Here is a 23,781-nt window from a genome sequence, read left to right on the forward strand (position 1 = left end):
CTGGCGACCTCAGCGCACATCCAAAGATAATAATTGCTGGAGATAAACACCATAACCACTTTTTAATAAAGGGCTGGCCAGGCGTTCAAGCTGAGCATCATCAATATAACCCATGCGCCAGGCAATTTCTTCAGGACAGGCAATTTTCAGCCCCTGGCGTTTTTCAATGGTGGCAATATAAGCCGCCGCTTCCAGCAGCGAGTCATGGGTACCGGTATCCAACCAGGCCATGCCGCGACCCATGATTTCCACATTCAGTTGAGCATTATCCAGGTAGTGCTGGTTGATATCCGTTATTTCCAATTCACCACGGGGTGAAGGTTTAATCTGTCGGGCAATATCCACCACTTGATTATCATAAAAATACAAACCGGTTACCGCGTAACTGGAACGGGGTTTTTGAGGTTTTTCCTCCAGGCTGATGACCTTATTGGAACCTTTCTCAAACTCAACCACGCCATAGCGTTCCGGATCGCCGACTTTATACGCAAATACGCGCCCACCCACCGTCAGGCTTGCTGCCTTATGTAACTGGGTTTGGAAATCATGCCCGTAAAAAATATTATCGCCCAGAATCAAAGCACAGGGAGAATTACCAATAAACGATTTACCAATAATAAAAGCCTGCGCCAGACCTTCAGGTTCTGGCTGTACCGTATATTGGATGGAAATCCCCCATTGGCTGCCATTACCCAGTAATTGTTCAAAACGCGGAGTGTCTTGTGGCGTGGAGATCAATAAAACATCCTGAATTCCCGCCAACATCAGGGTAGACAGTGGATGATACACCATGGGTTTGTCATAAACTGGCAATAATTGTTTGGAGACGGCCTGGGTTGCGGGATGTAGTCGTGTACCGGAACCCCCAGCGAGAATAATGCCTTTCATTGTGCCCTTGTCCGTGATGTTGAATGAAAAGTCTGTTTTTAATCCTTGTTTTTAGCACCTGTTTTTAATGAGGCGAGTTTTCCCCATAAAAATAAAAACAGGATTAAAAAAACCGGTCAGTATATCAAGTTTTTAATTTTTTTAATGATTTAATCACTAATGCTCACTAATGGATGCTAAGGCTTTAGTCTTTATTTTGGATTATGGCGATAGATTTGGCATTTTTGCCTGGGCTGCATAATATAACAGCAATAATTCCAGCCAATCCATTTCTTTAACACCTGCATTAATATCATCTAGTTCCGCCTCATTCATCGCAGTGAGACGTTTTACCATTTTTTGTGGCATTTCGCGTTTGTTTGTTTGAAAATCTGACATGCTGTGGCGCAGGTAAGGCAGCCATTGTCCGGCAAGTATGCCCACTCCATTGTTATCAATACGCCCCTGCTTTTTATGACACCTCGCGCAATAGGTCTGGTGCAACGCTTTCCCTTTTTCCATTTGTTGTGGCGTAAGCTGTTTAAATGCCTGAGTTTGCTCGGCAGGGGTAAAACCTAGTGCTGCATAATAGCGGGATAATTGCTGAATTTTTTCTCTTTGTCTTAAGTCGCTGTTGCCTTGCAATAAATGCGCTTGAATAGCGTGGCCCTGAGCAGTTAAATTAGGGCGTTTATCCGCCTGAAATGCAAATAAAGCACGTTGCAGGGTTTTCTTTGCCAGTCCTGCAATAATGGGAATCTCAGGATTTGTACTAATGCCATCCACGCCATGACATTCCGCGCAAATATTAAGCTGGGATTGTACATAGGGCGCTGCTGGATTGGCTTCCTGCTGCTGGGCTGCTGCCAGACTGCTTGTTATCAATAATAGGTAAGCGGGGAAATGAGTTATCATCATATTACTTCTACTTTGTCAGATTCCAGGAAACCGCTATCACGCATTCCCGAAACAGTCTGTTTTAAAGAAAAAGTGACAAACTAGAATTACCAGGTCGGTGTTTTCTCAGTCACTTCATTCGTCGTCCAATCCCAATCAATTGACTGCCGTGCTGATTTTAGTTTACCTTTGCTAAAGTCCAGTTCCGCAAAGGCATATTGAATATAGTTATACACCAGTTTAACTGTTTCAGTGCCGCCGTCTTCAGCAGTAGGTTCAATCGTATAGTCGCTGATGTAGGCTTTTTTCATGCTAATCATCATGCTTTTATTATTTTTATAAACCGGGCTGGCTTCCCCCAGAGAGCGATAAATACAGATTTGCGCATCCAGGCACTGCCCAATCCAACAGGCTTTGATTAAGTTATCTGAGGCATTGTCATTGTATTTTTTAAATTCCAGTCCTTCATGATTACAACGTGCGGAGGGACCGAGTTCGCTGCTACGGGTTGCCGAGCTGACAGGCTGCGTAAAGCTGTGACTTAAGTCAAAAATCTCTATCCATTCTTTATGGGTTTTAACCTGACTGTTGCCTTTAAAAAAACTGCCTTTTTGATCAGTGGGGTAAATTTTCAGATAAATACTGGCAGCCATTTTCTCTTCCCCTTACCAACTTGGTAATTTTGCAGTGATTTCGTTTGTTGTCCAGTTCCAGTCAACCGCCTGACGTGCGCTTTTGAGCTTGCCTTGGGCAAAATCAAGTTCCGCAAATGCGTATTGAATATAATTATAAACCACTTTAATTTCTTCCGTGCCACCTTCCTCAGCACCTGGCGTAATGTTGTATTCAGTAATGTAAGCCCGTTCCATATTAATCACCAGGCTTTTATTATTTGGGCCTACAGGGCCTGTCAAATCCCCCAGTGAGCGATAAATACAAATGGTCAAATCCAAACACTGTCCCAACCAACAGGCTTTCATCAGGTTATCAGTGGCATTATCATTAAACTTTTTAAAGCTTGCGGGTTCATGATTACAACGTGCGGAAGGGGCCAGATCGCTGCTACGGGTCGCTGCGGTAATGGGTTGCTGGAATGTGTGACTGTATTCCTGAATCTCAATCCATTCTTTATGCGCCTTAACCTGAGAATTGCCTTTGAAAAAATCACCGGTTTTTGTCGTAGGATAAATCTTTAAAAAAACACTGGTACTCATGACCCCTCCTCTCAGCAACAAGATTGCCCGTATAATGCGGGTACAGACTGTATTATGATAGTTTTACGATGAACTATAAGCGCCAAGCCGTTCAAAACTATCGATAAAAGACAGTTGATTTAGTATCAGAATACAGTTACTTTAACAAGTTATTTTCCAGATTGAAAATTTTTTATTGAGGTTATTCTAAACCATGAATACGACAGCCATGCTTTCTACATCGTACCCTTTGGCTAAAAAAACGCTGAAAATGTTAGTGCTGCTTACCCCTATTGTCGCCACTACCGCTTGCGGTCGTTTTCAGAATATTTTTGAAGATCCTCAACCGGTGGCACAAGTGCCTGGCGGCACGGTTGTAGTGCCTTCCGTTGAAACCGGCGAAGGGGGAATGTCCTCGCCCGTAATTGCTGCGCCAAGTATGCCAGCAAGTGGGCGCTTCCATACGGTACAGGCGGGTGATAGTTTATATAAAATCAGTCACTATTATGGCATTGATTATAAAAATGTTGCGCTGTGGAATGGCATCAGCGCGCCTGCTTACACCATTCACCCCGGTCAGCGCTTACGCCTGGAACCCGCAGCAGGTCTGCCAGCACCGGTTGCCAGTGCACCAGTGCATAGCTATCCCAGTGCACCACCGGTCAGCAGCACACCGCCTGCGGCAAGACCCGTCCCACCGGTTGCCAAACCTGAATCTTCTGAGCCGGTCAGATATGAATTTGACTGGGATACAGGCACGATTAAACCAAAAAAACCTGCTGCGGTGGTTGCTTCTGTACCAGTAAGACCGATTCCTGTGATTGCAGCAACCCCCACAAGGGAGCTTGCGCCCATTGTTATACCTGAAAATATCCCCCTGGTTAATATGCCTGTGCCCGTGACTGCCGTTGCCAATGCCTCGCAATACCATACCGTCAAACGGGGTGATACACTGTATGCCATTGCCAATCAGTATGGTTTAAAAACGGCTGAATTAGCGGCCTTAAACGGTATCAGCAAACCTTATTTATTAAAAATCAATCAAAGCCTGTTAGTTTCAGCACCCTCTGTTGCTCCAGCAATTGCTATGGCACCGGCTGAGTTTCAAATTACACCACCGGCTATTCCAGTCGCCAGCATCCCTGTCACTGCCCAAGCTTCAGTTGCGCCAGCCGGTAGTGCAACGATTTATCACACGGTACAACGCGGTGATACACTCTACAGTATTGCCACACATTACCAGGCCAATTATCGTGATGTTGCAGCATTAAACAATTTACCCAAACCTTATCATCTAACGGTGGGACAAAGTTTACAAATCAACGCTGCAATGCCAGTAAATACCACAGTAACAACAAAATCAGTCAGGCCGCAGATTCATACTGTTGCCAAAGGTGATACGCTTTCCAATATTGCGCGTCAATATAACCAGAAATTACAACAACTGGCCGCATTAAACCAGCTAAAAAAACCCTATATGCTGCAAATTGGTCAGGCATTAAAAATTACTGAACCAGTACCTGTAAAACAAAGCCTGATGCTCGCCAGTGCAGCACCCATTGCGCTTGTAGCAACAACAGAAAAACAGGACAGCTTAAGCGGTGAAGTGATTTATCACACGGTGAACACCGGGGAAAGTCTGGCAAATATTGCCACGCAGTACCAGGTAGGACTGAATGAACTGGCTTTATGGAATGGGATTGCGCCGCCTTACCGGATTTATCCCAATCAGACAGTAACCATTTACCGCTAAGTGCAGCTTAATCATGCAATGGATAAAGCACAGTCAGTGCAATGGGCGCTTAAGCTGGCTGGCAATAATAGTATTATTCGGGCTTAATGCCTGCACCAGCCGTTATTACGCCGCGCCGGTTGAAAACCGGCAACAAAACGGCTATAGCGTGCCTGCCCCCGTTGTTGCCAAGCCTGCCAATAGCGCAACAAGGGCGGCATCCGCCAGTTATCAAGCACTGGATACTCAGGGCCGCCACCAGGTAAAGGCAGGCGATACCTTGTACCGTATTGCGCGGCACTATCAACAAAGCGTCAGGCAATTAGCAGCCTGGAATCGTTTATCGCCCCCTTATACCGTATATCCCGGTCAGGTTTTACAAGTCAGGCCGGTTGTGGCAGCGCCGGTACAAACTTCACCACGCACAGTGCCACACACAAGCAGTCAACGTCCAACGCGGCAGCTTGCACCGCGTGCCATGCGCCCGGTGCCTGCGCAAAGCCACGCCCGTACATCCGTTAATTGCACACCTAATGGTGGTTTAAGGCATTGGCGCTGGCCCACCCAGGTGCATAAAATCAGCACCACCTTTACCCGCAGTGGACGGCGTGGCATCACAATTGCGGGGCAAACCGGACAACCGGTACTTGCCGCACATGCCGGTAAAGTGTTATACAGTGGTGTGGGCGTGAATGGCTATTATGGGGATCTAATTATTATTCAACATCACCCGGCCTGGTTAAGCGTTTATGCTTACAATCGTACACTACGTGTACGCGAAAATGATCAGGTACAAGCCGGACAGATCATTGCCTCAATGGGAAAAAACAGCCAGGGACAAACCGCCCTGCATTTTGAAATTAGTTGTGATGGTAAAACCGTCGACCCCTTAAAATTTTTACCTACTTTTTAGGAAAATTATATGTCACCGCGTCCGCCTAAGTCTGATACAGCACAGCAAAAAGATAAAGCGAATGTGGAAAAATCAGCCCATGAAACAGCCGTGACAAGTTCACAGATTTCATCAGTCAGTGATGATGACATTGTGGAACTTCCTGATAAAGCCCTGCATGAAATCAATCAGGCGCTGGAAGAAAATGAGCTGGAAAAAGAAATCTTTGTACCCAGTGAAACACCTTTATTTGGCGCAAATAACAATGATAGTGAAAGAGATCCCACCCGCTTATATCTCAATGAAATCGGCTTTGTTCCCTTATTAACGGCTGAAGAAGAAATCAATCTGGCCCGCCGCCTCCAAAAAGGTGATGAAGCTGCGCGCAAACATATGATTGAAGCCAATCTGCGTCTGGTCGTTAAAATTGCAAGACGGCAGATGAACCGGGGACTGGCACTACTCGATTTGATTGAAGAAGGTAATATCGGTTTAATGCGTGCCGTTGAAAAATTTGATCCTGAACGTGGTTTTCGTTTTTCAACCTATGCCACCTGGTGGATACGCCAAACCATTGACCGCGCCTTAATGAATCAAACCCGCACCATACGCCTGCCAATTCATATCATTAAAGAAATCAATCTCTATGTTCGCGCCACCCGCTATCTAGCCCATGTTTTAGGACGCGATCCCACTCCCGAAGATGTCGCGCGCCACCTGGATCATCCGATTGCAACCGTTAAAAAAATGATGGGCTTGAATGAGCGCACCACCTCGGTTGATGCAATACGTAATGACGATCAGGACAAGTCCCTGCTCGACACCCTGATTGATGAAAGCACGCCCGACCCATCAGAAGTACTGCAAGATGATGATTTACACCGGCATATCAACTTGTGGTTATCACAACTCAGCAACAAACAAAAAACTGTGGTGGAATATCGTTTTGGCCTGCATGGCAAAGAAGTTTCAACCCTGGCAGAAGTAGGTGAAATTATCGGCATCACCCGCGAACGGGTGCGCCAGATTCAAATTGAAGCACTACACCGATTGCGTGATATTCTGGAACGGGAAGGCTTGTCTGAAGATGTCCTAAAGTAGGGTGGAATAGCGCAGCGTATTCCACCCTATGATCTATTTATACCCTTTCAACAAAATATACAGCTAACAATACAAATCCAGGTTAAGCAATGGAACTGACACAAATTATTTTCCTCGCCATCCTCCAGGGACTCACTGAATTTTTACCCATTTCCAGCTCCGCGCATCTAATTTTACTGCCTTACCTGCTCAACTGGCCCGATCAGGGACTGGCTTTTGACGTGGCGGTGCATCTGGGCAGTTTAGGCGCGGTACTGTGGTATTTTCGTCGGGACTTGCATCTTTTGCTGGGTAATTGGTTCAACAGCCTGCGCGGACGCGCGCAAACGCCGGAAAGTCGTCTGGTCTGGGGCGTGGCCTTAGGCACCATTCCCGTTGCCTTATCCGGCCTGCTGTTTGCTGATGCCATTGAAACCCATTTACGCAATATACCGGTGATTGCCTTAGCCACTATCGGTTTTGGTGTGTTGCTGGGTTATGCGGATTGGACGGGGAAACGCCAACGCAGTGAATACCAATTAAACTGGAAAGATATTTTGATAATTGGTCTGGCACAAGCCTTAGCCCTGATTCCTGGCACTTCACGTTCCGGTATCACGATTACTGCGGCACTATTGCTGGGTCTCAATCGTACCGCTGCTGCGCGTTTCTCATTTTTATTATCAATCCCCGTCATCCTGCTGGCAGGGGGTTATGACATCTTAAAACTACTGTTGCAGGAAGCCAGCGTTGATTGGTTTGCCCTGCTGTTAGCAGCGGTTATTTCCGGTTTAATGGCTTATGCCTGTATTTACACTTTTATCAAACTGCTGGATAAAATTGGGATGCAGCCTTTTGTCATTTACCGTTTGTTGTTGGGTTTTGGTTTATTATTATTCTGGATATATTAGTCTGATGCCAGCGGCCAACGCGGTCTGGCACCAAAAGACAGGCTTTGCTGTTGCCCCCGCTGTAAATGAATAGCACCGGCATAGGCGATCATCGCACCATTATCCGTGCAGAATTCCAGACGCGGATAAAAAACCTCAATGCCTTGTTGCTTCAGTCTATTTAACTCGGTACGTAAAGCAGCATTGGCACTGACACCACCAGCCACGACCAGACGTTTCAGACCCGATTGTTTTAAGGCGCGTTTGCATTTAATCAGCAGTGTATCCACCACCGCATCCTGAAAAGCGCGGGCAATATCCGCTTTGCTTTGCTCGTTTTTGAATTCAGCTTTCTGCCAGGTATTCAGGGCAAAGGTTTTTAAACCACTGAAACTGAAATCCAGTCCTGGGCGGTTGGTCATGGGGCGTGGGAAACGGTAAATATCCGGGCGTCCTTGTTGTGCCAGCCTGGAAATGACCGGGCCGCCGGGATAATCCAAGCCTAACATTTTTGCCGTCTTATCAAAGGCTTCACCTGCTGCATCATCAATGGATTCACCCAATAATTGATAATGCCCAATGCTTTCCACTGCAATAAGTTGGGTGTGACCACCGGAAACCAATAAGGCCAGAAAAGGAAATTGTGGGGGATTATCTTCCAGCATGGGGGCTAATAAATGGCCTTCCATATGATGCACGCCAACAGCAGGAATCCCCAATGTCCAGGCCAAAGCACGGCCTGTGGCAACGCCCACCAGCAATGCACCGATTAAGCCAGGGCCTTCCGTATAGGCAATACCATCCAGTTGCTGCTTGGTGGTATTGCTTGCGGTTAAAACCTGCTGAATCAGCGGTGTCAATTTACGGATGTGATCCCGCGAAGCCAATTCCGGCACCACGCCACCATAAACGCGATGCAAGTCTATCTGGCTGTATAAAGCATCTGCCAATAAGCCTTGCTCAGTGTCATAAATCGCAACTCCGGTTTCGTCGCAAGACGTTTCAATACCCAGTACACGCATATCAGAAATGAATACCCGCAGCAGACATCAGCCCCAGCGCACCGGTGATGATGAGATAAAAAGCAATAATATAATTCAGCAGCCTGGGCTGAATCAGAATGGCAAAACCTGCCAGTAAAGACAACAAATAAAACAGATTTTGGCTCATAATATGATTTCCTGTTTCGGGAATGTCTGTTAAGGCTTTCCCGGAACATTGGGTCTGACGCTCCAGGAAATACGCTACGCTACATTGCCCGAAGTAAACGCTGAAATCCAGTACCTACTATCAAAAACTTAGCGTGAGACGCAGGCAGTTTTCAGCGCCATAAGCGCTGAAAGAAGCCTGTGTCGAACTCCTTTTAAATAACCTGTAGGCCTGCATTTTCCAGCATCCGTACTAAACGGATCAAAGGTAGGCCAATGACCGCAGTAGGATCAGTACCTTCCATTTTATCCAGCAAGGCAATACCAAAACCTTCAGATTTAAAGCTGCCGGAACAGTGATAAGGTTTATCTTTTTGCAGGTAGCGTTCAATTTGTACATCTTGCAGTTGACGAAAGTGTACGCTAAACACCACAATATCGGTCTGACTTTCTCCGGTCGCGGTATTATACAAACACAAACCGGTAAGAAAATCGACTTGTCTGCCACTGGCCATGCGCAATTGCTCGACTGCACGATCATGACAGCCGGGTTTGCCCAAAATCGTATCACCAACTACTGCCATTTGATCAGAGCCAATAGACAAGGCATGATCATAATGTTCTTTGGCTTTCATGGCTTTTTCTTTTGCCAAACGCTGCACCAGTGCTTCCGGTTTTTCACCAGGTTTTGCGCTTTCATCAATATTAGGCGCAAACAATTCAAAAGATAAATGTAAGCGTTCCAACACAGTTTTACGAAATGGGGAAGTCGATGCCAACACCAGGGTAGGCTTATTTTTTTCAGTTATCAGAGACATAAAAACCTTGCCAATTACACCTTAAATTCTTCAAAAAAATTCTTTACCTTGTCCAGCCAGGATTGTGACTTTGGACTATGGGGCATGTTACTTTCTTTCATGGAATCATCAAAAGCTTTAAGCAACTCTTTTTGCTGTGCGGTTAAACGTACCGGTGTTTCCAGCACAACTTTACAATGCAAATCACCCACCGGACCGCCACGCACCGGTTTCACGCCTTTACCATGCAAGCGAAAAACTTTCCCCGTCTGGGTTTCTGTGGGGACTTTTAACACCACCCGCCCCCCTAAAGTCGGTACTTCCAGTTCGCCGCCCAAGGTTGCGGTGGCAATGCTGATGGGTACTTCGCAAAACAAGTGGCTTTCTTCACGGGTGAAAATAGGATGGGTTTTGACGTTAATCTGCACATAAAGATCACCGGCTGGGCCACCATTTGCACCCATTTCACCCTCACCGGACAGGCGAATACGATCCCCGTTGTCAACCCCGGCAGGCACTTGTACGGATAAGGTTTTATGCTCTTGTATACGACCATCACCGCCACAAGCAGGACACGGTTCTTTAATCATCTGCCCTTGCCCATGACAAGTCGGACAGGTCTGCTGCACGGAGAAAAAGCCCTGCTGCATACGCACCTGACCATTACCGCCGCAAGTGCTGCAAGTCACCGGCGCGCTGCCTTTTTTCGCGCCACTGCCATTACAGGCACCACATTTGCTCTGGGAAGGTATTCTGATTTTAACTTCAGTACCGGCAACAGCCTCTTCCAGTGTTAAGCCCAGATCATAACGTAGATCCGCGCCACGATAGACCCGGCTTTTACTGCCGCCACCGCGTCCGCCACCGCCGCCAAACATATCACCGAAGACGCTTTCAAAAATATCGCTGAAACCAGCGCCACCGCCGCCGCCAAAACCAGCACCACCCATACCGGCAGCACCATCTAAACCCGCATGACCAAATTGATCATAGGCTGCGCGTTTATGCTCATCAGAGAGCACTTCATAGGCTTCTTTAACTTCTTTGAACTGCGCTTCCGCTTTTTCATCCCCTGGATTTCTGTCAGGGTGATACTTCATCGCCAGACGGCGATAAGATTTTTTCAGCTCAACTTGCGTGGCGTTATTTTTAACGCCGAGGACTTCGTAATAATCACGTTTAGACATAGTGTATTAGGCTTTTGACAGAGTAAATAAAAACAGACTTATTCAGTATGAGGAAAAAAAACCTTATTTAAAATCTGCTCTTGTGTATAAGGGCATTGTTCAGGAAAAGTTGCTGTTGGCAAACCTGTTTCATCACTTGCAAGCTCTACTGCATCTTGATATGCCTCTGTAATGACATCGGGCAACCGGGACTTTAGCCCCGGCGATTTACGTAAGCGTCGATTCAGGCGTAGACGCTGCTCAATGATGGTTGCCTTCCAGCTATCTCCCTTAAATTCTTGCCAGCGCTCGGATAATTGCGCATATTGAAATTGCCATTTTAACAGATGTGCCAACAAGATAATTAAACGGTTTTCCAACTCATTACGCTCAGCCCTGCCCATTTCTTCCAATTCTTCTAATAAATGTTGAATATCTAATTTGGAAAATTGCCCTGTTTTTAACAGAACCGCGTTTTGATGCGCCCAGGCAGTATAATTTTCCTCGTATAAATGGCTTAAGGTTTTCATATATTTAAATCTTCTTTCCGATGTAGAAAGCATAACCATAAAAATCTTTGTATTTATAATACAATTCAGCTTCAATCCGTTGGTTTTCCACGAACTCCTCGGCAATTTTATTGCCAGCATACTTTTTCAAAAATACTTCCTGCGCAAATACTTGTGGCGCATAAAAATGCTCTATCCAGCAATTTTCCGGCAGCACAAAAGCAGCAACTGGCATGTACCCGGCTTTTTGCATTTGCATGAGCTTACGTGGAATCAGGTCTATTTCCGGGTAAGCATCTTCCCAGAAGGTTTCAATTTCCGCAGGTCGCTCCTGGGTAAACCATGAGGCTTCTGAAACGGCAATAAAGCCTCCCGGCTTTAAAAATCTGCGCCACTCGTTGATACCACGTTCAAACCCGATATTGTAAATTGCGCCTTCCGACCAGATTAAATCCAATGTTTCATCTTGAAAAGAAAGTTGATCCATTGAACCAACAACACCATTCACCCTGTCTTGAAGCTTTAGTTTCTGACTGTTTGCATTAAATAAATCGATAAAAATTGGAAACAGATCAATACCTGTAATATGACCGGGTGCATGATTCGCCATAACCATTGTCTGACCACCGGTTCCGCAACCAATATCGGCAATTTTTGATTTACCCGTCAAATTATCAATAAAGCTCAAAGCCTTGGCAGTCACTTCAGGGCTTCCAGGCCCTTGCCGTTCTATGGTCGAAAAATACTCGCAAATTAATTTTAAGTCGAACTCATGAATTGATTTATTTTCATCGCTCATCATTCTTTCCCTTTCTATAGATTTTTATATATTAAACTTCCAAATTGCGTACTGTTAACAAGCCAAGTATTATCACTACTGGGAAATTATTTATCTAAAAATCTATATACTGGACTATTAGCCAAACAGGGTTGAAAAAATCTGTGTAAGTTTTGTGCAAAAACAAGGTGTCATTGAACAGATTTTACTCCTCCTAGGAGGCTATCCGAGAACAGAGGCCGTAGCGAGGGAAAGCTGGTTTGAGGCAGATTTTTTCATTATTTGAGGCAAATATTGGGTATATTTAACGAAAATAAGGGAGAAATCTGACCAAATCCAGCTTTTCCGCAGTAGGTCTTGTGTTCTCAGACAGCCTCCTAGCTACTTAACTATTCGTAGTGCGTCCACAACCTGAGAATCTTGACGATACGCTCACGCTCTAACACTTGATATACAACACCGGGCTTAAGAATCAGCTTGTATTTCAGTGCTTTCATCAAACTCAATTAATTCATTCAAAAGATTATCACAAATATTGACACTTTGTTTATAACCCTCACAATCAATTAAAAAATTATATCTGTATTCTTCTGCACAAACAGTAATTACTTGGAGTGCCATAAAATATTTTGTTTTATCTGTTCTAAATTTTGTACTCACGATGACCTCCTCTAATAATTTTTGTAATTTATGAGATTTGCTATATGATCCAAATTGGCTTTTTGTTTCTAGTAAATGCTTAAAAAATAATTCCATCATTTGCTGGTAATGGAAACATTCTATTGAACAATCATTAATGTCAGCTTTTGATAACAAATCAATGGCCATAGCATGTTCCCACGCCTTTCCAGCAAGATTTTCAATATTCTTAAATTGCTCTAGTTTTTCTTGATAGGTAGTTGCAATGTTCATTCAATCATATCTGCCTTTGCTAACTTATTTTTAGCCAAGTAGGGTGGATGAAATGCTGCCACAATATTTGTTTTTTGTTATAATTACCTTGTTCCCAACGTCCTCGTTAGGAATGCAGACCTGGAAGCTTCTGCCTCCCGTATCCACTCAGCAAGCATGAGCTTGCAAGCAGCAATTCCCGCTCAATCTTCCAGTCCCTGTAATATGGAGTAGAAAATCACCATATTTGACAGCTTTGTGGACACAGAGAACGTAACTATCAGCACAGCAATCGATCAGGGCGGGAATTGCTGGCTTGCAAGGTAAATATTATCAACGCTGGAACTTGGTAACGAGCTAATTTGATCTGCTCTTGCCTCTGGTTAGATTATTCATTATTTTGAAATTCTTTTGATAATGGCTCAATAGAAATAACAAAAGACAGAGCATTAGTGAATTTGTCATAGATCTCTTCAGATGTAAGGCCTAAAACAAACAGTGCATAATTATCATGGGCTAACTGATTTCTTAAGTTACCTAATTCTAAAAAGTCTCTTATTGAGGAATTTAAGTTCTCATCTTCTTTAACTTTTTTTATCATGAATTTTTTAAAATCTTCACCAAAAAGGCCAAAAAAACTATTTGCATTTTTATCTCTCCAATTAAACAGAGTATGGTATTGCCTTGATAATGCTTTTTTAGTAATAAAGCTATATGTTAATTTACATTTTTTAGTATCCAGAACATCAAGAATAACATTGCAGATTTTTGTTTCAAAATAACTTGCACATGCTAAAAGCAGGACTTTTGAAAACTGCCCTTTGTACTCTGTTGCAAAACTAATTTCATTAGCCTTCTCAAGCCAGTGATAATTGTTTATGTAACTCTTATAAAGTTCTTCAACCGCAATAAGTGCATCATCTTCCAATAAATTATCCTCTCAAAACTACATTTGCTCTTTCTAACCGTCCAAGCACGCTTGTTTTTAATGTTGTTTTACCATAGGTAAAATACTGAAAGTCATCATCATCTTTTAATCTATCAATAAATTCAGCAGTAATTGACTTTGCATTCAAATCTTGATTCTCAATAGCTGATTTTGTTGAGGCATAAAAAACAGACTCAAAAAGCATAATACTAAATCTATTTGATGTGATTCTAAAATTTGTTATATCTAAACCTTCACATCCATCTAAAAAAGATGACCAAATATTATTGTAATATTTGATTTTCTCGTTATCAAAAATTTTTGCATGATTTGCAAATTTATTTATAAAGCCATTAATTGTAGCCTTGTAGTTATCAACAAAAGTAACCATGGCAAACACTCGTAATATTGCTTCAACATCATTTAACCGTATATCAGGATTATCTTTACCAAGAAGCTTTCTCCATCTTTTATCTTTATTCATTTCTAATAAAGATTTTAGAAAGTTTGAATGGTAGAGACTCATTCTTATTTCCTGAGCACCTAAATTAACTCCACCACTATTGAGACGGTTAAAAATCTCAAACATTGCTCCACTTTCTTCACCACCTGACGCAGGTTTAACAACCATATTTCTTATTGTGGCTAAATCTAATGATGTTTTGAATTCATCTAATGTCTGATAATTTTTACCATTAAAGCGATTTCCACCACCCTCAATAATCCCATCAAGTTTTAAATTAAATTTTTGAAATAATTTATCATCTGCCATTACATCATCCGGCATATGACCATGCTCATCAAAAACATCACGTAATTCTGCTCTTTTTTCTTTTCTTGGAAAACGACCTTTTACAAAATAGTATATTGTCATTAATCTTTGCTGACCATCAATGACAAGGAATTCATTTCTGCCACTTTCATAAAGAAATATTTGTGGAATTGGCAAACCAATAAGTAAAGATTCTATTAGTTTCGATGCGCGCTTTAAATCCCATACGTAATGACGCTGAAATGATGGAATTTTAAACACCCTCGATTCAATAAAACTGACAATTGTTAAAATGTTAAAATCATTTGGAGTTGTTGTTAGTTGATATTCATTCAGAGGATAGCCTTCTTCCTCTTTCTCAATATCTAGCTCTAACTCTTTTTCTTGAGTGCTCATTTATTCTCCGTTTGTTTATTTACAATAATATTGATGGCCGATTGTTTATTGAGTCTAACTTGTTTTTAGCCATGTAGGGTGGGCGAAATGCCGCCACAATATTTATTTTTGGTATGATTTTTATCGGCATTTTGCCCACCAATTGCCATTGATTGGGGAAATGGTGGGCAAAATCCGTGTAAGTTTTGTATAAAAATAAGGTTTATTGGACGGATTCTGCCCACCCTGTCATAGGAAGCAAAGCATTCCTGAGACCGTCAGACTATAGAAAAGACAACAACTTACGAAGACCTAAAAGAGTTGTCTTTTCTATAGCTGACTACCTAGCTGAACAAGTAAAAAACTTTATTCAATATAATGAAAACGACAAGTAATAATTCTTACCGTATAATCAACAACTTCATAAACCAATCGGTGTTCATTGGTAATACGTCTTGACCAGCAGCCCTGTAAATGATGTCTTAACGCTTCAGGCTTTCCTGTAGCTGTAAATGGTGTTCTGGATATTTCTTTAATTAGATTATTTATTTTCTATAAAATTTTTTATCTGTTTTTTGCCAAAACAAATAATCCTTCCGGGACTCATCTGTAAACAGAATATTCATTCTTCAATCAAATCACGCTGTATCATTTTCCCTGAACGTGCGTGTTCCAGTGAATTCAGTAACTATTTTGCATTATGTGGGTTAGACAACAGATAATGCGTTTCTTGCCAGGCATTATAATCATCTAATGACATAATCACGACATTATGTTGATTTTGGCGTTGAACTTCATAAGGCTCATGTGCTCTATAAACCTGCTCACACAGATTATCCAGATCCTGTTTGGCTTGTTTATAAGTGATGTTTTGCATCATGATCACCTTTGTTATATAACGCGCGGGGTGAGCTAAATTTACTTTAATATCAGCATTTTGCCCACCAATTGTCATTGATTGGGGAATGGTGGGCAAAATCTGTGTAAGTTTTATACAAAAACAAGATTCATCGGATGGATTCCGCTCACCCTACCTGACTTTCTCTGCGTCCCTGTACCTCTGCGGGAGATAACAAGTGTATTTAGTTTGGATGTTCTTCATTCTCATAAATATAACTGAAATATTCACCTGACTCTTCCTGTACATTGTCAATTGTGATTTCTTCATTATCTTCTATTGCATGTTTTTGACATAAATCTATATAAAGTTCTTTTGAATAGTTGAATAATGCTGTGTTAATGGCATTAGATTCTTCATTGCTTTGATTGGATTTATCCAAAAATATGGTTATTGCTTCTATAACACGCTTTATAAGCGGGATATATTCGGCATCATCTAAACCCATCTTTTCATTATAATCATTCAGGGATTTAATTATTTCCTTCCCTATCCCTTCAGCTATATTGTCTTGTTTCATATTTTACTTCTTTTTATTGTTCTTCTTCAAGATCATCATTTAAATCTATATATTCCCACATTTCATTTTCATGCAGCCAAACTGGGTCAGCATTTCTTCTTATGAATTCACCTTTGTTTACCTCGTTCCCAACGTCCTCGTTGGGAATGCAGACCTGGAAGCTCATGCTTCCCGTATCCATTCGGCAAGCATGAGCTTGCACGGTAAGCGTTACCAAGCTGGAGCTTGGTAACGAGGTAAAATTTTAACCACCATTTTTACTCTCAAGAAATAGCTTTAGAAAAATAACATACTTCTGGTAAATCTTTAAAATGACGATCTGAAGTGATTAACTCAACCCCAGTTTGTTGGGCAGTACTGTAAATCATTGCATCCATTGCAGCCAATTTAAATTGACTTGCCATATCTGCTGCAAGTAAGGCAAGCCCTGTATCTAGAGTAATCACTGTTCCTTGCTCAGTAATTGCAATAACATCCAGCGCTGTTGCTTCGTCTCGTTCTCGGCACACCCAGCGATAAAGTTCATATTGTTGCACACTGGGAATGATTAAATCTTTGGGTTGCTGCAAATAGGGTGCAAAACTATCCACCAGCACGCCATCAGTCAGCCACTCATCCAACCGCAAGTATCAACCAAATACTTCATATTCGTTCATTTCGGTCACGATACCCTTCAGGGTTTGCACCTTTTAATAAACCACGAACTGATGCCATCGTGCGTTTAGGTACAAGACTGATAACATCACCTTTAACAACACAGACAAATTGCTGCCTAACTTGTAAATGCATACGTAGCCATAAGTCAGGCGGCAATGCCAATTGATGATTATCTTGAAGGATAGCATTTTCCATTACATTAAATCCCAATTATTAAATTAACCATGTAAGGAGAGGAAGACAGCCCTGTTCTTACAAGCTTTAATATTAGCATTAAATCATCATAAAATTTTGCCCAGCATTTTTTCCTTATGTACTTCAACCAAAATCGCCGCAGAAGCGGCGAAGTATTCGTTCCCAGCAAGATGCTGGGAACGAGAAAATAAAGAAGTTAAAAAATCAGTATGATTTTTTAAGATTTTTTATCCTTAACTTCTTCAAACTCTGCATCAACTACGTCATCATCAGCTTTTTTCTCAGCCTGACCCGCATCAGTGCCAGCGCCTGCTGCGGCAGCAGCGGCAGCGGCAGCAGCCGCATCACTAAAGCCCTCCGGCCCCGCAGCGCCAGCCGCACCTTCAGCACCACCGGCATTGGCGTACATCTGTTCTGCCAATTTACCGGACACTTCGGTTAAGGCTTTGGTTTTGCCTTCGATTTCTTCCAGGTCATCACCTTTAACAGCTTCACGCAAGGCTGCAATGGCTTTTTCAATGCGCTCTTTTTCATCTGCTTCGACTTTATCACCCATTTCACCAATGGATTTTTCCGTAGCGTGAATCATGGTATCAGCCTGATTACGCGCATTGACTAAGTCATGGAATTTTTTATCTTCTGCGGCATGGGCTTCGGCATCTTTGACCATTTTATCAATTTCTGCTTCATCCAGACCACTGGAAGCAGTAATACGAATGGACTGCTCTTTGCCGGTGGCTTTGTCTTTTGCAGAAACGTGCAAAATACCGTTAGCATCAATGTCAAAAGCCACTTCAATCTGCGGAATGCCACGCGGTGCTGGAGGAATATCGCTTAAATCAAAACGTCCCAGTGATTTATTGGCGGAAGCCATTTCGCGCTCACCCTGCAATACATGCACAGTTACCGCAGTCTGGTTGTCATCAGCGGTGGAAAATACTTGTGAGGCATTGGTTGGGATGGTGGTGTTTTTATCAATTAACTTGGTCATCACGCCACCCATGGTCTCAATACCCAGAGACAATGGGGTAACATCCAGCAACAACACGTCTGTAACATCACCGGATAATACACCGCCTTGAATGGCTGCGCCCACGGCAACCGCTTCATCAGGGTTCACGTCTTTACGGGAGTCTTTACCAAAAAATCCAGAAACGATTTCCTGCACCTTGGGCATACGGGTTTGACCACCAACCAGAATGATTTCATCAATTTCAGAAGCACTCAAGCCAGCATCCGTTAAGGCCGTTTTGCAGGGCGCAACAGTACGCTCAACCAACTCTTCAACCAGCCCTTCAAATTTTGCACGGGTCAGTTTGATATTCAGGTGTTTAGGGCCGCTGGCATCGGCGGTAATATACGGCAGATTAATATCAGTCTGCTGGGTAGATGACAACTCAATCTTGGCTTTTTCAGCGGCTTCTTTCAGACGCTGCAAGGCCAGTGGATCATTGCGCAGGTCAACGCCGGAATCTTTTTTGAATTCTTCGACAAGATAGTCGATGATACGCATATCAAAATCTTCACCACCGAGGAAGGTATCCCCATTGGTGGATAACACTTCAAACTGGTGCTCGCCGTCAACTTCTGCAATTTCGATAATGGAAATATCAAAAGTACCGCCACCTAAGTCATAAACGGCTACTTTAGAGTCGCCGTGTTTTTTGTCCATGCCGTAAGCCAGTGCTGCTGCGGTTGGCTCGTTGATAATGCGCTTGACTTCAAGACCCGCAATACGTCCGGCGTCTTTGGTTGCCTGACGTTGGGAATCGTTGAAATAAGCCGGTACGGTAATTACTGCTTCGGTGACTTCTTCGCCGAGATATTCTTCAGCGGTTTTTTTCATTTTCATCAGGATGCGCGCAGAAACTTCTGGCGGTGCCATTTTCTTGCCTTTGACTTCCACCCAGGCATCACCATTGTCAGCGCCGACAATGCTATAAGGCACCATGCTGACATCGCGCTGCACCACATCATCTTTGAAGCGGCGACCAATTAAACGTTTGATTGCAAACAGGGTATTATCAGGATTGGTAACGGCCTGACGCTTGGCGGATTGTCCAACCAGAATTTCTTCATCATCTTTGGCAAATGCAACGATAGAAGGGGTGGTACGTGCGCCTTCGCTGTTTTCTATCACGCGCGCCTCTTTGCCTTCCATCACCGCAACGCAAGAGTTGGTTGTACCCAGATCGATCCCGATAATTTTACCCATTGTTAAATTCCTCTCCTAAATAATAGGTTTTTTTAATTCCAATATGTTTTAGCTGCTTGAGGATGTTGGGGTCTTGCTGTTTTTTTCAAGCAGTATCATTAAGGATTATTGGCAGACAATAACCAGCGCAGGGCGCAGTAAACGCCCATTTAATTGATAACCCTTTTGGTGGACATGTAAAACCGTGCCGGATTCTGCTTCAGGGTTAGGAGCCATTGACATGGCTTCATGTAAATCTGGATTAAATTTTTCATTGGCCGGATCAATGATTTCGATATTAAATTTATCTAATGCCCCGGAAAACATTTTTAAGGCCAATTCATTACCTTCACGCAAGGTGTCTATGCTGGCCTGTTCCTGTGTTGCTGCTTCCAGACCCATTTCCATGCTGTCTTTAATGGGTAATAATTCCAGCGCAAAATTTTTCAGTCCGTATTTATGCGCATCTTCGACTTCCCGGTTCAGGCGTTTACGGACATTTTCCTGTTCTGCCTGTTGGCGTAATAACTGCTCCTGCAATGCAGTAATTTTTTGCTGTGCGGTATCTAATTCGATTTTCAGCGCATTGGCATCCAGTTCAGCGTCTGCTACAGTTTTTTCAGTGCTGGCTTGCTCTTCAACCACCTCTTGCTCTGCTTCTTCAGTCTCCGCTGCTGCAACCGTTTCCGGGCTTTCATTGTTGTCTGTTACGGTTTCCGTGCTGGCAGCTTCATTAACGTCTGCTGTTTTATCGTTCACTTCAGCGGCTTCTGTTTCTTTGCTCATGAGGTTCTCCTGGATGAAATTTTTGAGTACAGGTTATGGGGCTGGATTACAGTGCTTCAAGGGGAAAGGCGTGATTTTGACGATAAGCCGCGTATAAATCCAAACTGGGTTTAAAGTTGTGGGGAATCGCTTTAAAAACTATCAGGCTTAAAGCATGAAAACCATGATATAGCAAGCTACATCATGGTTTTCACAAGATTTTGGCGGCTTTCATCGCAATAAGCGATGAATGAAGCCTAAATCGAACTCAGGCTAACTTGCTTTTCAGTAGTTCATTAACCTGTTTAGGATTGGCTTTACCCTTGGTGGCTTTCATAACCTGGCCCACAAAGAAACCAAATAACTTATCCTTGCCACCTCGATAAGCTTCAACCTGGGCGGCATTATTACTGATGATCTCATCAATCACCGCTTCAATCGCACCGCTGTCCGTGACCTGTTTCAAGCCTTTTTGCTCGATAATGGTATCGGCATCACCTTCCTGGTTCCACAGGGCTTCAAAGACCTGTTTTGCGATTTTCCCGGAAATGGTGTTATCTTCAATACGCTTGAGCATACCCGCCAGTTGCGCGGCGGACACCGGGGATTGGGTAATATCCAGGCTGTTTTTATTTAACGCACCGGCAAGTTCGCCCATCACCCAGTTGACACACAGTTTGGGGCTGCCGCCGGATGCTGTGATGACAGCTTCATAATAATCGGCTAAGTCGCGACTGGACGTCAGTATTTCAGCATCATAAGCGGATAAACCAAAATCTGATATAAAGCGATGTTTTTTATCATCTGGCAATTCCGGCAAGGTGGCTTTGACTGCATCTAAAAAGTCATCTTCCACTGTCACTGGCAATAAGTCGGGATCGGGGAAATAACGATAATCGTTGGCTTCTTCCTTACTGCGCATGGGGCGGGTTGTATTGTTATCAGCATCGTATAAGCGCGTCTCCTGACTCACTTCTCCGCCACCTTCCAGCACGTCAATCTGGCGCTCAATTTCGTAATTAATCGCGCGTTCTACAAAGCGGAAAGAATTCAGGTTTTTTAATTCAGTACGGGTGCCAAAAGCTTCCTGGCCTTTAGGACGCATAGAAACATTGGCATCACAGCGCAAAGAGCCTTCCTGCATATTGCCATCGCAAATCTCCAGATAACGCACCAGAGAATGGATTTTTTTCATATAAGCCACGGCTTCTTTGGCGGAGCGCATATCTGGCTCAGATACGATTTCCAGCAATGGCGTGCCTGCGCGATTCAAATCAACGCCGGTTTTACCGTGAAAATCTTCATGCAGGGATTTACCGGCATCTTCTTCAAGATGAGCGCGAGTAATACCAACAACTTTAGTTTTACCGTCAACCTCAATTTCCGTTTTACCGGTTTCAACAATCGGCAGTTCAAACTGGCTGATTTGATAACCCTTGGGCAGGTCTGGGTAAAAATAGTTTTTACGCGCAAAAACAGAACGTCTTGCGACATTAGCACCAATAGCTAAACCAAATTTAGCCGCCATACGCACCGCTTCTTTATTCAGTACCGGCAAGACACCAGGAAAACCCAGATCCACTGTACAGGCTTGCGTGTTAGGCGCAGCGCCATAAGCCGTGGAAGCACGGGAAAAAATTTTACTTTTGGTTGCCAATTGGGCATGAATTTCCAGGCCGATAACGACTTCCCATTCCATAGTTCACCTTATCTTTCTTTATTTTAAATTAAAACAACGCGAGATTTTAACGCGATCAGCGCAAAATAGTGAATAAAACCTGAATCAATTTTACCCAAAAATGCTTAACTCCAGCGCGTACTATAAATAAATAGTGTGAGAGTTTGACGGCTTTCATCGCATTAAGCGATGAATGAAGCCTAAATCGAACTCAGATCATTTACTTGCTCAAGTCAATGATTTTGCCTTCACGCGCAATATGACAACGCAACGGAGATTGTGCCTCATCAACCACTTTTAATACATCTTGATGCAATAAATCAATCTTATTGTCATCATAATTCGGATCAACATGAAACAAATACAGATCCCCTACCTTGGCATCAATTGCAAACTGCGTGGTTTCAAGGTAACAGGAATGTCCCCAGCCCCGTTTTTTAGCGTAGTCTTCTTTCGTGTATTGTGCATCATGAATAAATATATCGGCTTGATTGATATCCTTCAGCGCATTTTCTCGCTCTTCTTCCTGCATGGCAAGAATCAAGCGATGCTCTTCTTCTTCCAGTTCTTCAGCCCGCATCCGAATATTATGATCAATAAACGCCAGTTCATTATCTGATATGTAAACCAGGGATTTTCCGGCAAACTCAATATGATAACCAAAGGTTGTGCCAGGATGATGGACATTAAAATGGCGAATCTTAAACGGGCCTTGCTGAAAAGATTCCTGATGCGTTGGCAAATATTTGATGTCTGCCAGCCAGGTTTCAACTTCGACCGGGAAATAAGGGCTTTGCATTTGCCCGGAAATACGTTGTTCAATTTCTGCGGGGCAATCGCCTGGGCCAAAAAAATTTACTTTCCAGCCCGGTACAAACGCAGGCACAAAAAAAGGCAAGCCAGAAATATGATCCCAATGGTAATGGGTGAGTAAAATCGTAACTTCACGAATTTCTGATTGCCCCATCAGCATATTGCCTAAGGGAATAATGCCCGTGCCGCCATCGCAAATGAGCAAATGCCCATCCGAAAAAATTTCAATGCAGGAGGTATTCCCCCCCACCTTCAGGTGGCTGGCAAAAGGGGCGGGATAGGAACCACGCACACCCCAGAAGCGTAAATAGTGATCAGGTAAAGTCATCCAGTTACAGTCATTGGTATTAGGAACGAGGATTTTATAATTCCCGAAACCAGGCTGGCCTTTTTCTCCATTTTCTGCGTTATAAAAACACTTACATAGCTTGCTATGCGCCTGTTTTCATGCCTTGAAAATGAACAAAAATCCTGCGCCCGGTTTTGGTTCTTATTTCATCCTCGTTCCTTAGAAAAATATTTTCCAACCGATTGTACAGGATTTACCCGCATTTCATCCAGTGATTCTTCATGACGAGGGGGCTTTGTTTGCCTGCTCATTTAAAGCAGGTGGTTTGCGGGTCGCGTGTTGGTAAACCAATGCGCGAATTTCTTTAAAACGCAGCGGTTTGATCAAAAAATCCAGCGCACCCAATTGCTTTGCAATATAACGGTCCTGGGCATAGTCTTTAGAAGTAACCATTACTACGGGTGTGGTTTTTTGATGGGAGAAGTCGCGCAGTTTTTGTAAAAACGTAAGGCCATCCATTCCTGGCATAATAATATCCAGAAATATCAGATCAGGGGTATGTTCGGCAAGATAGGGCAAGGCATCAAGTGGGGAAGTAAACCCCTGAAAGTGAATACCTAAGGGTTCGAGACTGAACTGATACAACGAGATTGAAGTTGTACTGTCATCTACCACCACGATGATTGGCATTTTTTCTGTCATCGACTCTAAACCCGTTTGTTATGAAATCCAAGTCCTGCTTGCATAATAAACAAATGGAGCCCCGGGAGGGAATCGAACCCCCAATAAGTGATTACAAATCACCTGTTATACCATTTAACTACCAGGGCACTTAATTTTGCTTGCAAAGCCTGTTA

Annotated in this window: 27 protein-coding genes and 1 tRNA gene; 4 read left to right on the top strand and 24 right to left on the bottom strand. The window is 43.3% G+C overall.

The window, feature by feature from the left end; all coding sequences use genetic code 11:
• Positions 1 to 9: 9 nt before the first annotated feature.
• The 4 genes from rfbA to QUF61_RS07140 form a co-directional block, all read right to left on the bottom strand.
• Positions 10 to 888 (bottom strand): glucose-1-phosphate thymidylyltransferase RfbA, encoded by an 879-nt coding sequence (gene rfbA / locus QUF61_RS07125; RefSeq protein ID WP_103921056.1) that lies wholly within the window; start codon positions 886 to 888, stop codon positions 10 to 12.
• A 201-nt stretch (positions 889 to 1,089) separates the two neighbouring features.
• Positions 1,090 to 1,785, bottom strand: a complete 696-nt coding sequence (locus QUF61_RS07130; RefSeq protein WP_289681151.1) for a c-type cytochrome — start codon at positions 1,783 to 1,785, stop codon at positions 1,090 to 1,092.
• Positions 1,786 to 1,871: 86 nt separating this feature from the next.
• The gene (locus QUF61_RS07135; protein ID WP_103921054.1) at positions 1,872 to 2,417 is read right to left on the bottom strand and encodes an Hcp family type VI secretion system effector; all 546 of its coding nucleotides are present in this window, start codon (positions 2,415 to 2,417) and stop codon (positions 1,872 to 1,874) included.
• A 12-nt stretch (positions 2,418 to 2,429) separates the two neighbouring features.
• Complete coding sequence (locus QUF61_RS07140; protein WP_103921053.1) at positions 2,430 to 2,978, bottom strand: Hcp family type VI secretion system effector; 549 nt, start codon at positions 2,976 to 2,978, stop codon at positions 2,430 to 2,432.
• Positions 2,979 to 3,171: 193 nt separating this feature from the next.
• Between QUF61_RS07140 and QUF61_RS07145 the strand changes: the two genes are divergently transcribed.
• The 4 genes from QUF61_RS07145 to QUF61_RS07160 all read left to right on the top strand — a co-directional run bounded on the left by QUF61_RS07145 (position 3,172) and on the right by QUF61_RS07160 (position 7,572).
• Entirely contained in the window at positions 3,172 to 4,710 is a 1,539-nt protein-coding gene (locus tag QUF61_RS07145; protein ID WP_289681154.1) for a LysM peptidoglycan-binding domain-containing protein, read from the top strand.
• A gap of 13 nt (positions 4,711 to 4,723) precedes the next feature.
• The gene (locus tag QUF61_RS07150; RefSeq protein WP_103921078.1) at positions 4,724 to 5,602 is read left to right on the top strand and encodes a peptidoglycan DD-metalloendopeptidase family protein; all 879 of its coding nucleotides are present in this window, start codon (positions 4,724 to 4,726) and stop codon (positions 5,600 to 5,602) included.
• A gap of 9 nt (positions 5,603 to 5,611) precedes the next feature.
• A complete protein-coding gene (gene rpoS / locus QUF61_RS07155; protein WP_289681156.1) occupies positions 5,612 to 6,682 on the top strand; it encodes an RNA polymerase sigma factor RpoS in 1,071 nt (356 codons plus the stop codon).
• An 89-nt stretch (positions 6,683 to 6,771) separates the two neighbouring features.
• On the top strand, positions 6,772 to 7,572 hold the full coding sequence (locus tag QUF61_RS07160; RefSeq protein ID WP_103921076.1) for an undecaprenyl-diphosphate phosphatase: 801 nt from the start codon (positions 6,772 to 6,774) through the stop codon (positions 7,570 to 7,572).
• Here the strand turns inward: QUF61_RS07160 and tsaD are convergent.
• From tsaD to QUF61_RS07260, 20 genes are all read right to left on the bottom strand, one after another.
• Positions 7,569 to 8,573 carry a tRNA (adenosine(37)-N6)-threonylcarbamoyltransferase complex transferase subunit TsaD gene (gene tsaD, locus QUF61_RS07165; RefSeq protein ID WP_289681159.1) on the bottom strand — a complete coding sequence of 335 codons (1,005 nt, stop codon included), beginning with the start codon at positions 8,571 to 8,573 and terminating at the stop codon, positions 7,569 to 7,571. The genes QUF61_RS07160 and tsaD overlap by 4 nt on opposite strands.
• Before the next feature lies 1 nt (position 8,574).
• Complete coding sequence (locus QUF61_RS07170) at positions 8,575 to 8,721, bottom strand: DUF3096 domain-containing protein (RefSeq protein ID WP_103921074.1); 147 nt, start codon at positions 8,719 to 8,721, stop codon at positions 8,575 to 8,577.
• 193 nt (positions 8,722 to 8,914) lie between these two features.
• Positions 8,915 to 9,517 carry a Maf family protein gene (locus tag QUF61_RS07175; RefSeq protein WP_103921073.1) on the bottom strand — a complete coding sequence of 201 codons (603 nt, stop codon included), beginning with the start codon at positions 9,515 to 9,517 and terminating at the stop codon, positions 8,915 to 8,917.
• A gap of 14 nt (positions 9,518 to 9,531) precedes the next feature.
• Positions 9,532 to 10,683 carry a molecular chaperone DnaJ gene (gene dnaJ, locus QUF61_RS07180; RefSeq protein ID WP_289681162.1) on the bottom strand — a complete coding sequence of 384 codons (1,152 nt, stop codon included), beginning with the start codon at positions 10,681 to 10,683 and terminating at the stop codon, positions 9,532 to 9,534.
• A 38-nt stretch (positions 10,684 to 10,721) separates the two neighbouring features.
• Positions 10,722 to 11,192: a DUF29 domain-containing protein gene (locus QUF61_RS07185; protein WP_103921071.1), complete on the bottom strand. Its 471-nt coding sequence runs from the start codon at positions 11,190 to 11,192 to the stop codon at positions 10,722 to 10,724.
• 4 nt (positions 11,193 to 11,196) lie between these two features.
• Entirely contained in the window at positions 11,197 to 11,973 is a 777-nt protein-coding gene (locus QUF61_RS07190) for a class I SAM-dependent methyltransferase (RefSeq protein WP_289681164.1), read from the bottom strand.
• A gap of 441 nt (positions 11,974 to 12,414) precedes the next feature.
• Positions 12,415 to 12,861: a HEPN domain-containing protein gene (locus QUF61_RS07195; protein ID WP_289681165.1), complete on the bottom strand. Its 447-nt coding sequence runs from the start codon at positions 12,859 to 12,861 to the stop codon at positions 12,415 to 12,417.
• Between the two features lie 367 nt (positions 12,862 to 13,228).
• The gene (locus QUF61_RS07200; protein WP_289681166.1) at positions 13,229 to 13,768 is read right to left on the bottom strand and encodes a HEPN domain-containing protein; all 540 of its coding nucleotides are present in this window, start codon (positions 13,766 to 13,768) and stop codon (positions 13,229 to 13,231) included.
• 4 nt (positions 13,769 to 13,772) lie between these two features.
• The gene (locus QUF61_RS07205) at positions 13,773 to 14,936 is read right to left on the bottom strand and encodes a DUF262 domain-containing protein (RefSeq protein WP_289681167.1); all 1,164 of its coding nucleotides are present in this window, start codon (positions 14,934 to 14,936) and stop codon (positions 13,773 to 13,775) included.
• A gap of 345 nt (positions 14,937 to 15,281) precedes the next feature.
• The gene (locus tag QUF61_RS07210) at positions 15,282 to 15,464 is read right to left on the bottom strand and encodes a Txe/YoeB family addiction module toxin (RefSeq protein ID WP_407080050.1); all 183 of its coding nucleotides are present in this window, start codon (positions 15,462 to 15,464) and stop codon (positions 15,282 to 15,284) included.
• A 139-nt stretch (positions 15,465 to 15,603) separates the two neighbouring features.
• A complete protein-coding gene (locus QUF61_RS07215; RefSeq protein ID WP_289681168.1) occupies positions 15,604 to 15,795 on the bottom strand; it encodes a type II toxin-antitoxin system Phd/YefM family antitoxin in 192 nt (63 codons plus the stop codon).
• A 202-nt stretch (positions 15,796 to 15,997) separates the two neighbouring features.
• Positions 15,998 to 16,333, bottom strand: coding sequence for a hypothetical protein (locus tag QUF61_RS07220; RefSeq protein ID WP_103920881.1), 336 nt, complete (start codon positions 16,331 to 16,333; stop codon positions 15,998 to 16,000).
• A 263-nt stretch (positions 16,334 to 16,596) separates the two neighbouring features.
• Positions 16,597 to 16,953 carry a type II toxin-antitoxin system VapC family toxin gene (locus QUF61_RS07225; protein ID WP_289681169.1) on the bottom strand — a complete coding sequence of 119 codons (357 nt, stop codon included), beginning with the start codon at positions 16,951 to 16,953 and terminating at the stop codon, positions 16,597 to 16,599.
• Between the two features lie 22 nt (positions 16,954 to 16,975).
• Positions 16,976 to 17,185 carry a hypothetical protein gene (locus QUF61_RS07230; RefSeq protein ID WP_289681171.1) on the bottom strand — a complete coding sequence of 70 codons (210 nt, stop codon included), beginning with the start codon at positions 17,183 to 17,185 and terminating at the stop codon, positions 16,976 to 16,978.
• Between the two features lie 217 nt (positions 17,186 to 17,402).
• Positions 17,403 to 19,400, bottom strand: a complete 1,998-nt coding sequence (dnaK, locus tag QUF61_RS07235) for a molecular chaperone DnaK (protein ID WP_289681173.1) — start codon at positions 19,398 to 19,400, stop codon at positions 17,403 to 17,405.
• 105 nt (positions 19,401 to 19,505) lie between these two features.
• A complete protein-coding gene (grpE, locus tag QUF61_RS07240) occupies positions 19,506 to 20,165 on the bottom strand; it encodes a nucleotide exchange factor GrpE (RefSeq protein WP_289681174.1) in 660 nt (219 codons plus the stop codon).
• 247 nt (positions 20,166 to 20,412) lie between these two features.
• On the bottom strand, positions 20,413 to 21,843 hold the full coding sequence (gene gatB / locus QUF61_RS07245; protein WP_289681175.1) for an Asp-tRNA(Asn)/Glu-tRNA(Gln) amidotransferase subunit GatB: 1,431 nt from the start codon (positions 21,841 to 21,843) through the stop codon (positions 20,413 to 20,415).
• Between the two features lie 199 nt (positions 21,844 to 22,042).
• Complete coding sequence (locus tag QUF61_RS07250) at positions 22,043 to 22,963, bottom strand: MBL fold metallo-hydrolase (protein WP_289681176.1); 921 nt, start codon at positions 22,961 to 22,963, stop codon at positions 22,043 to 22,045.
• 240 nt (positions 22,964 to 23,203) lie between these two features.
• Complete coding sequence (locus tag QUF61_RS07255) at positions 23,204 to 23,626, bottom strand: response regulator (RefSeq protein WP_289681177.1); 423 nt, start codon at positions 23,624 to 23,626, stop codon at positions 23,204 to 23,206.
• Positions 23,627 to 23,680: 54 nt separating this feature from the next.
• Positions 23,681 to 23,754: transfer RNA gene (locus tag QUF61_RS07260), tRNA-Thr, on the bottom strand.
• Between the last annotated feature and the right edge of the window lie 27 nt (positions 23,755 to 23,781).

The sequence above is a fragment of the Candidatus Venteria ishoeyi genome (assembly GCF_030378065.1).
Classification (GTDB): Bacteria; Pseudomonadota; Gammaproteobacteria; order Beggiatoales; family Beggiatoaceae; genus Venteria; species Venteria ishoeyi.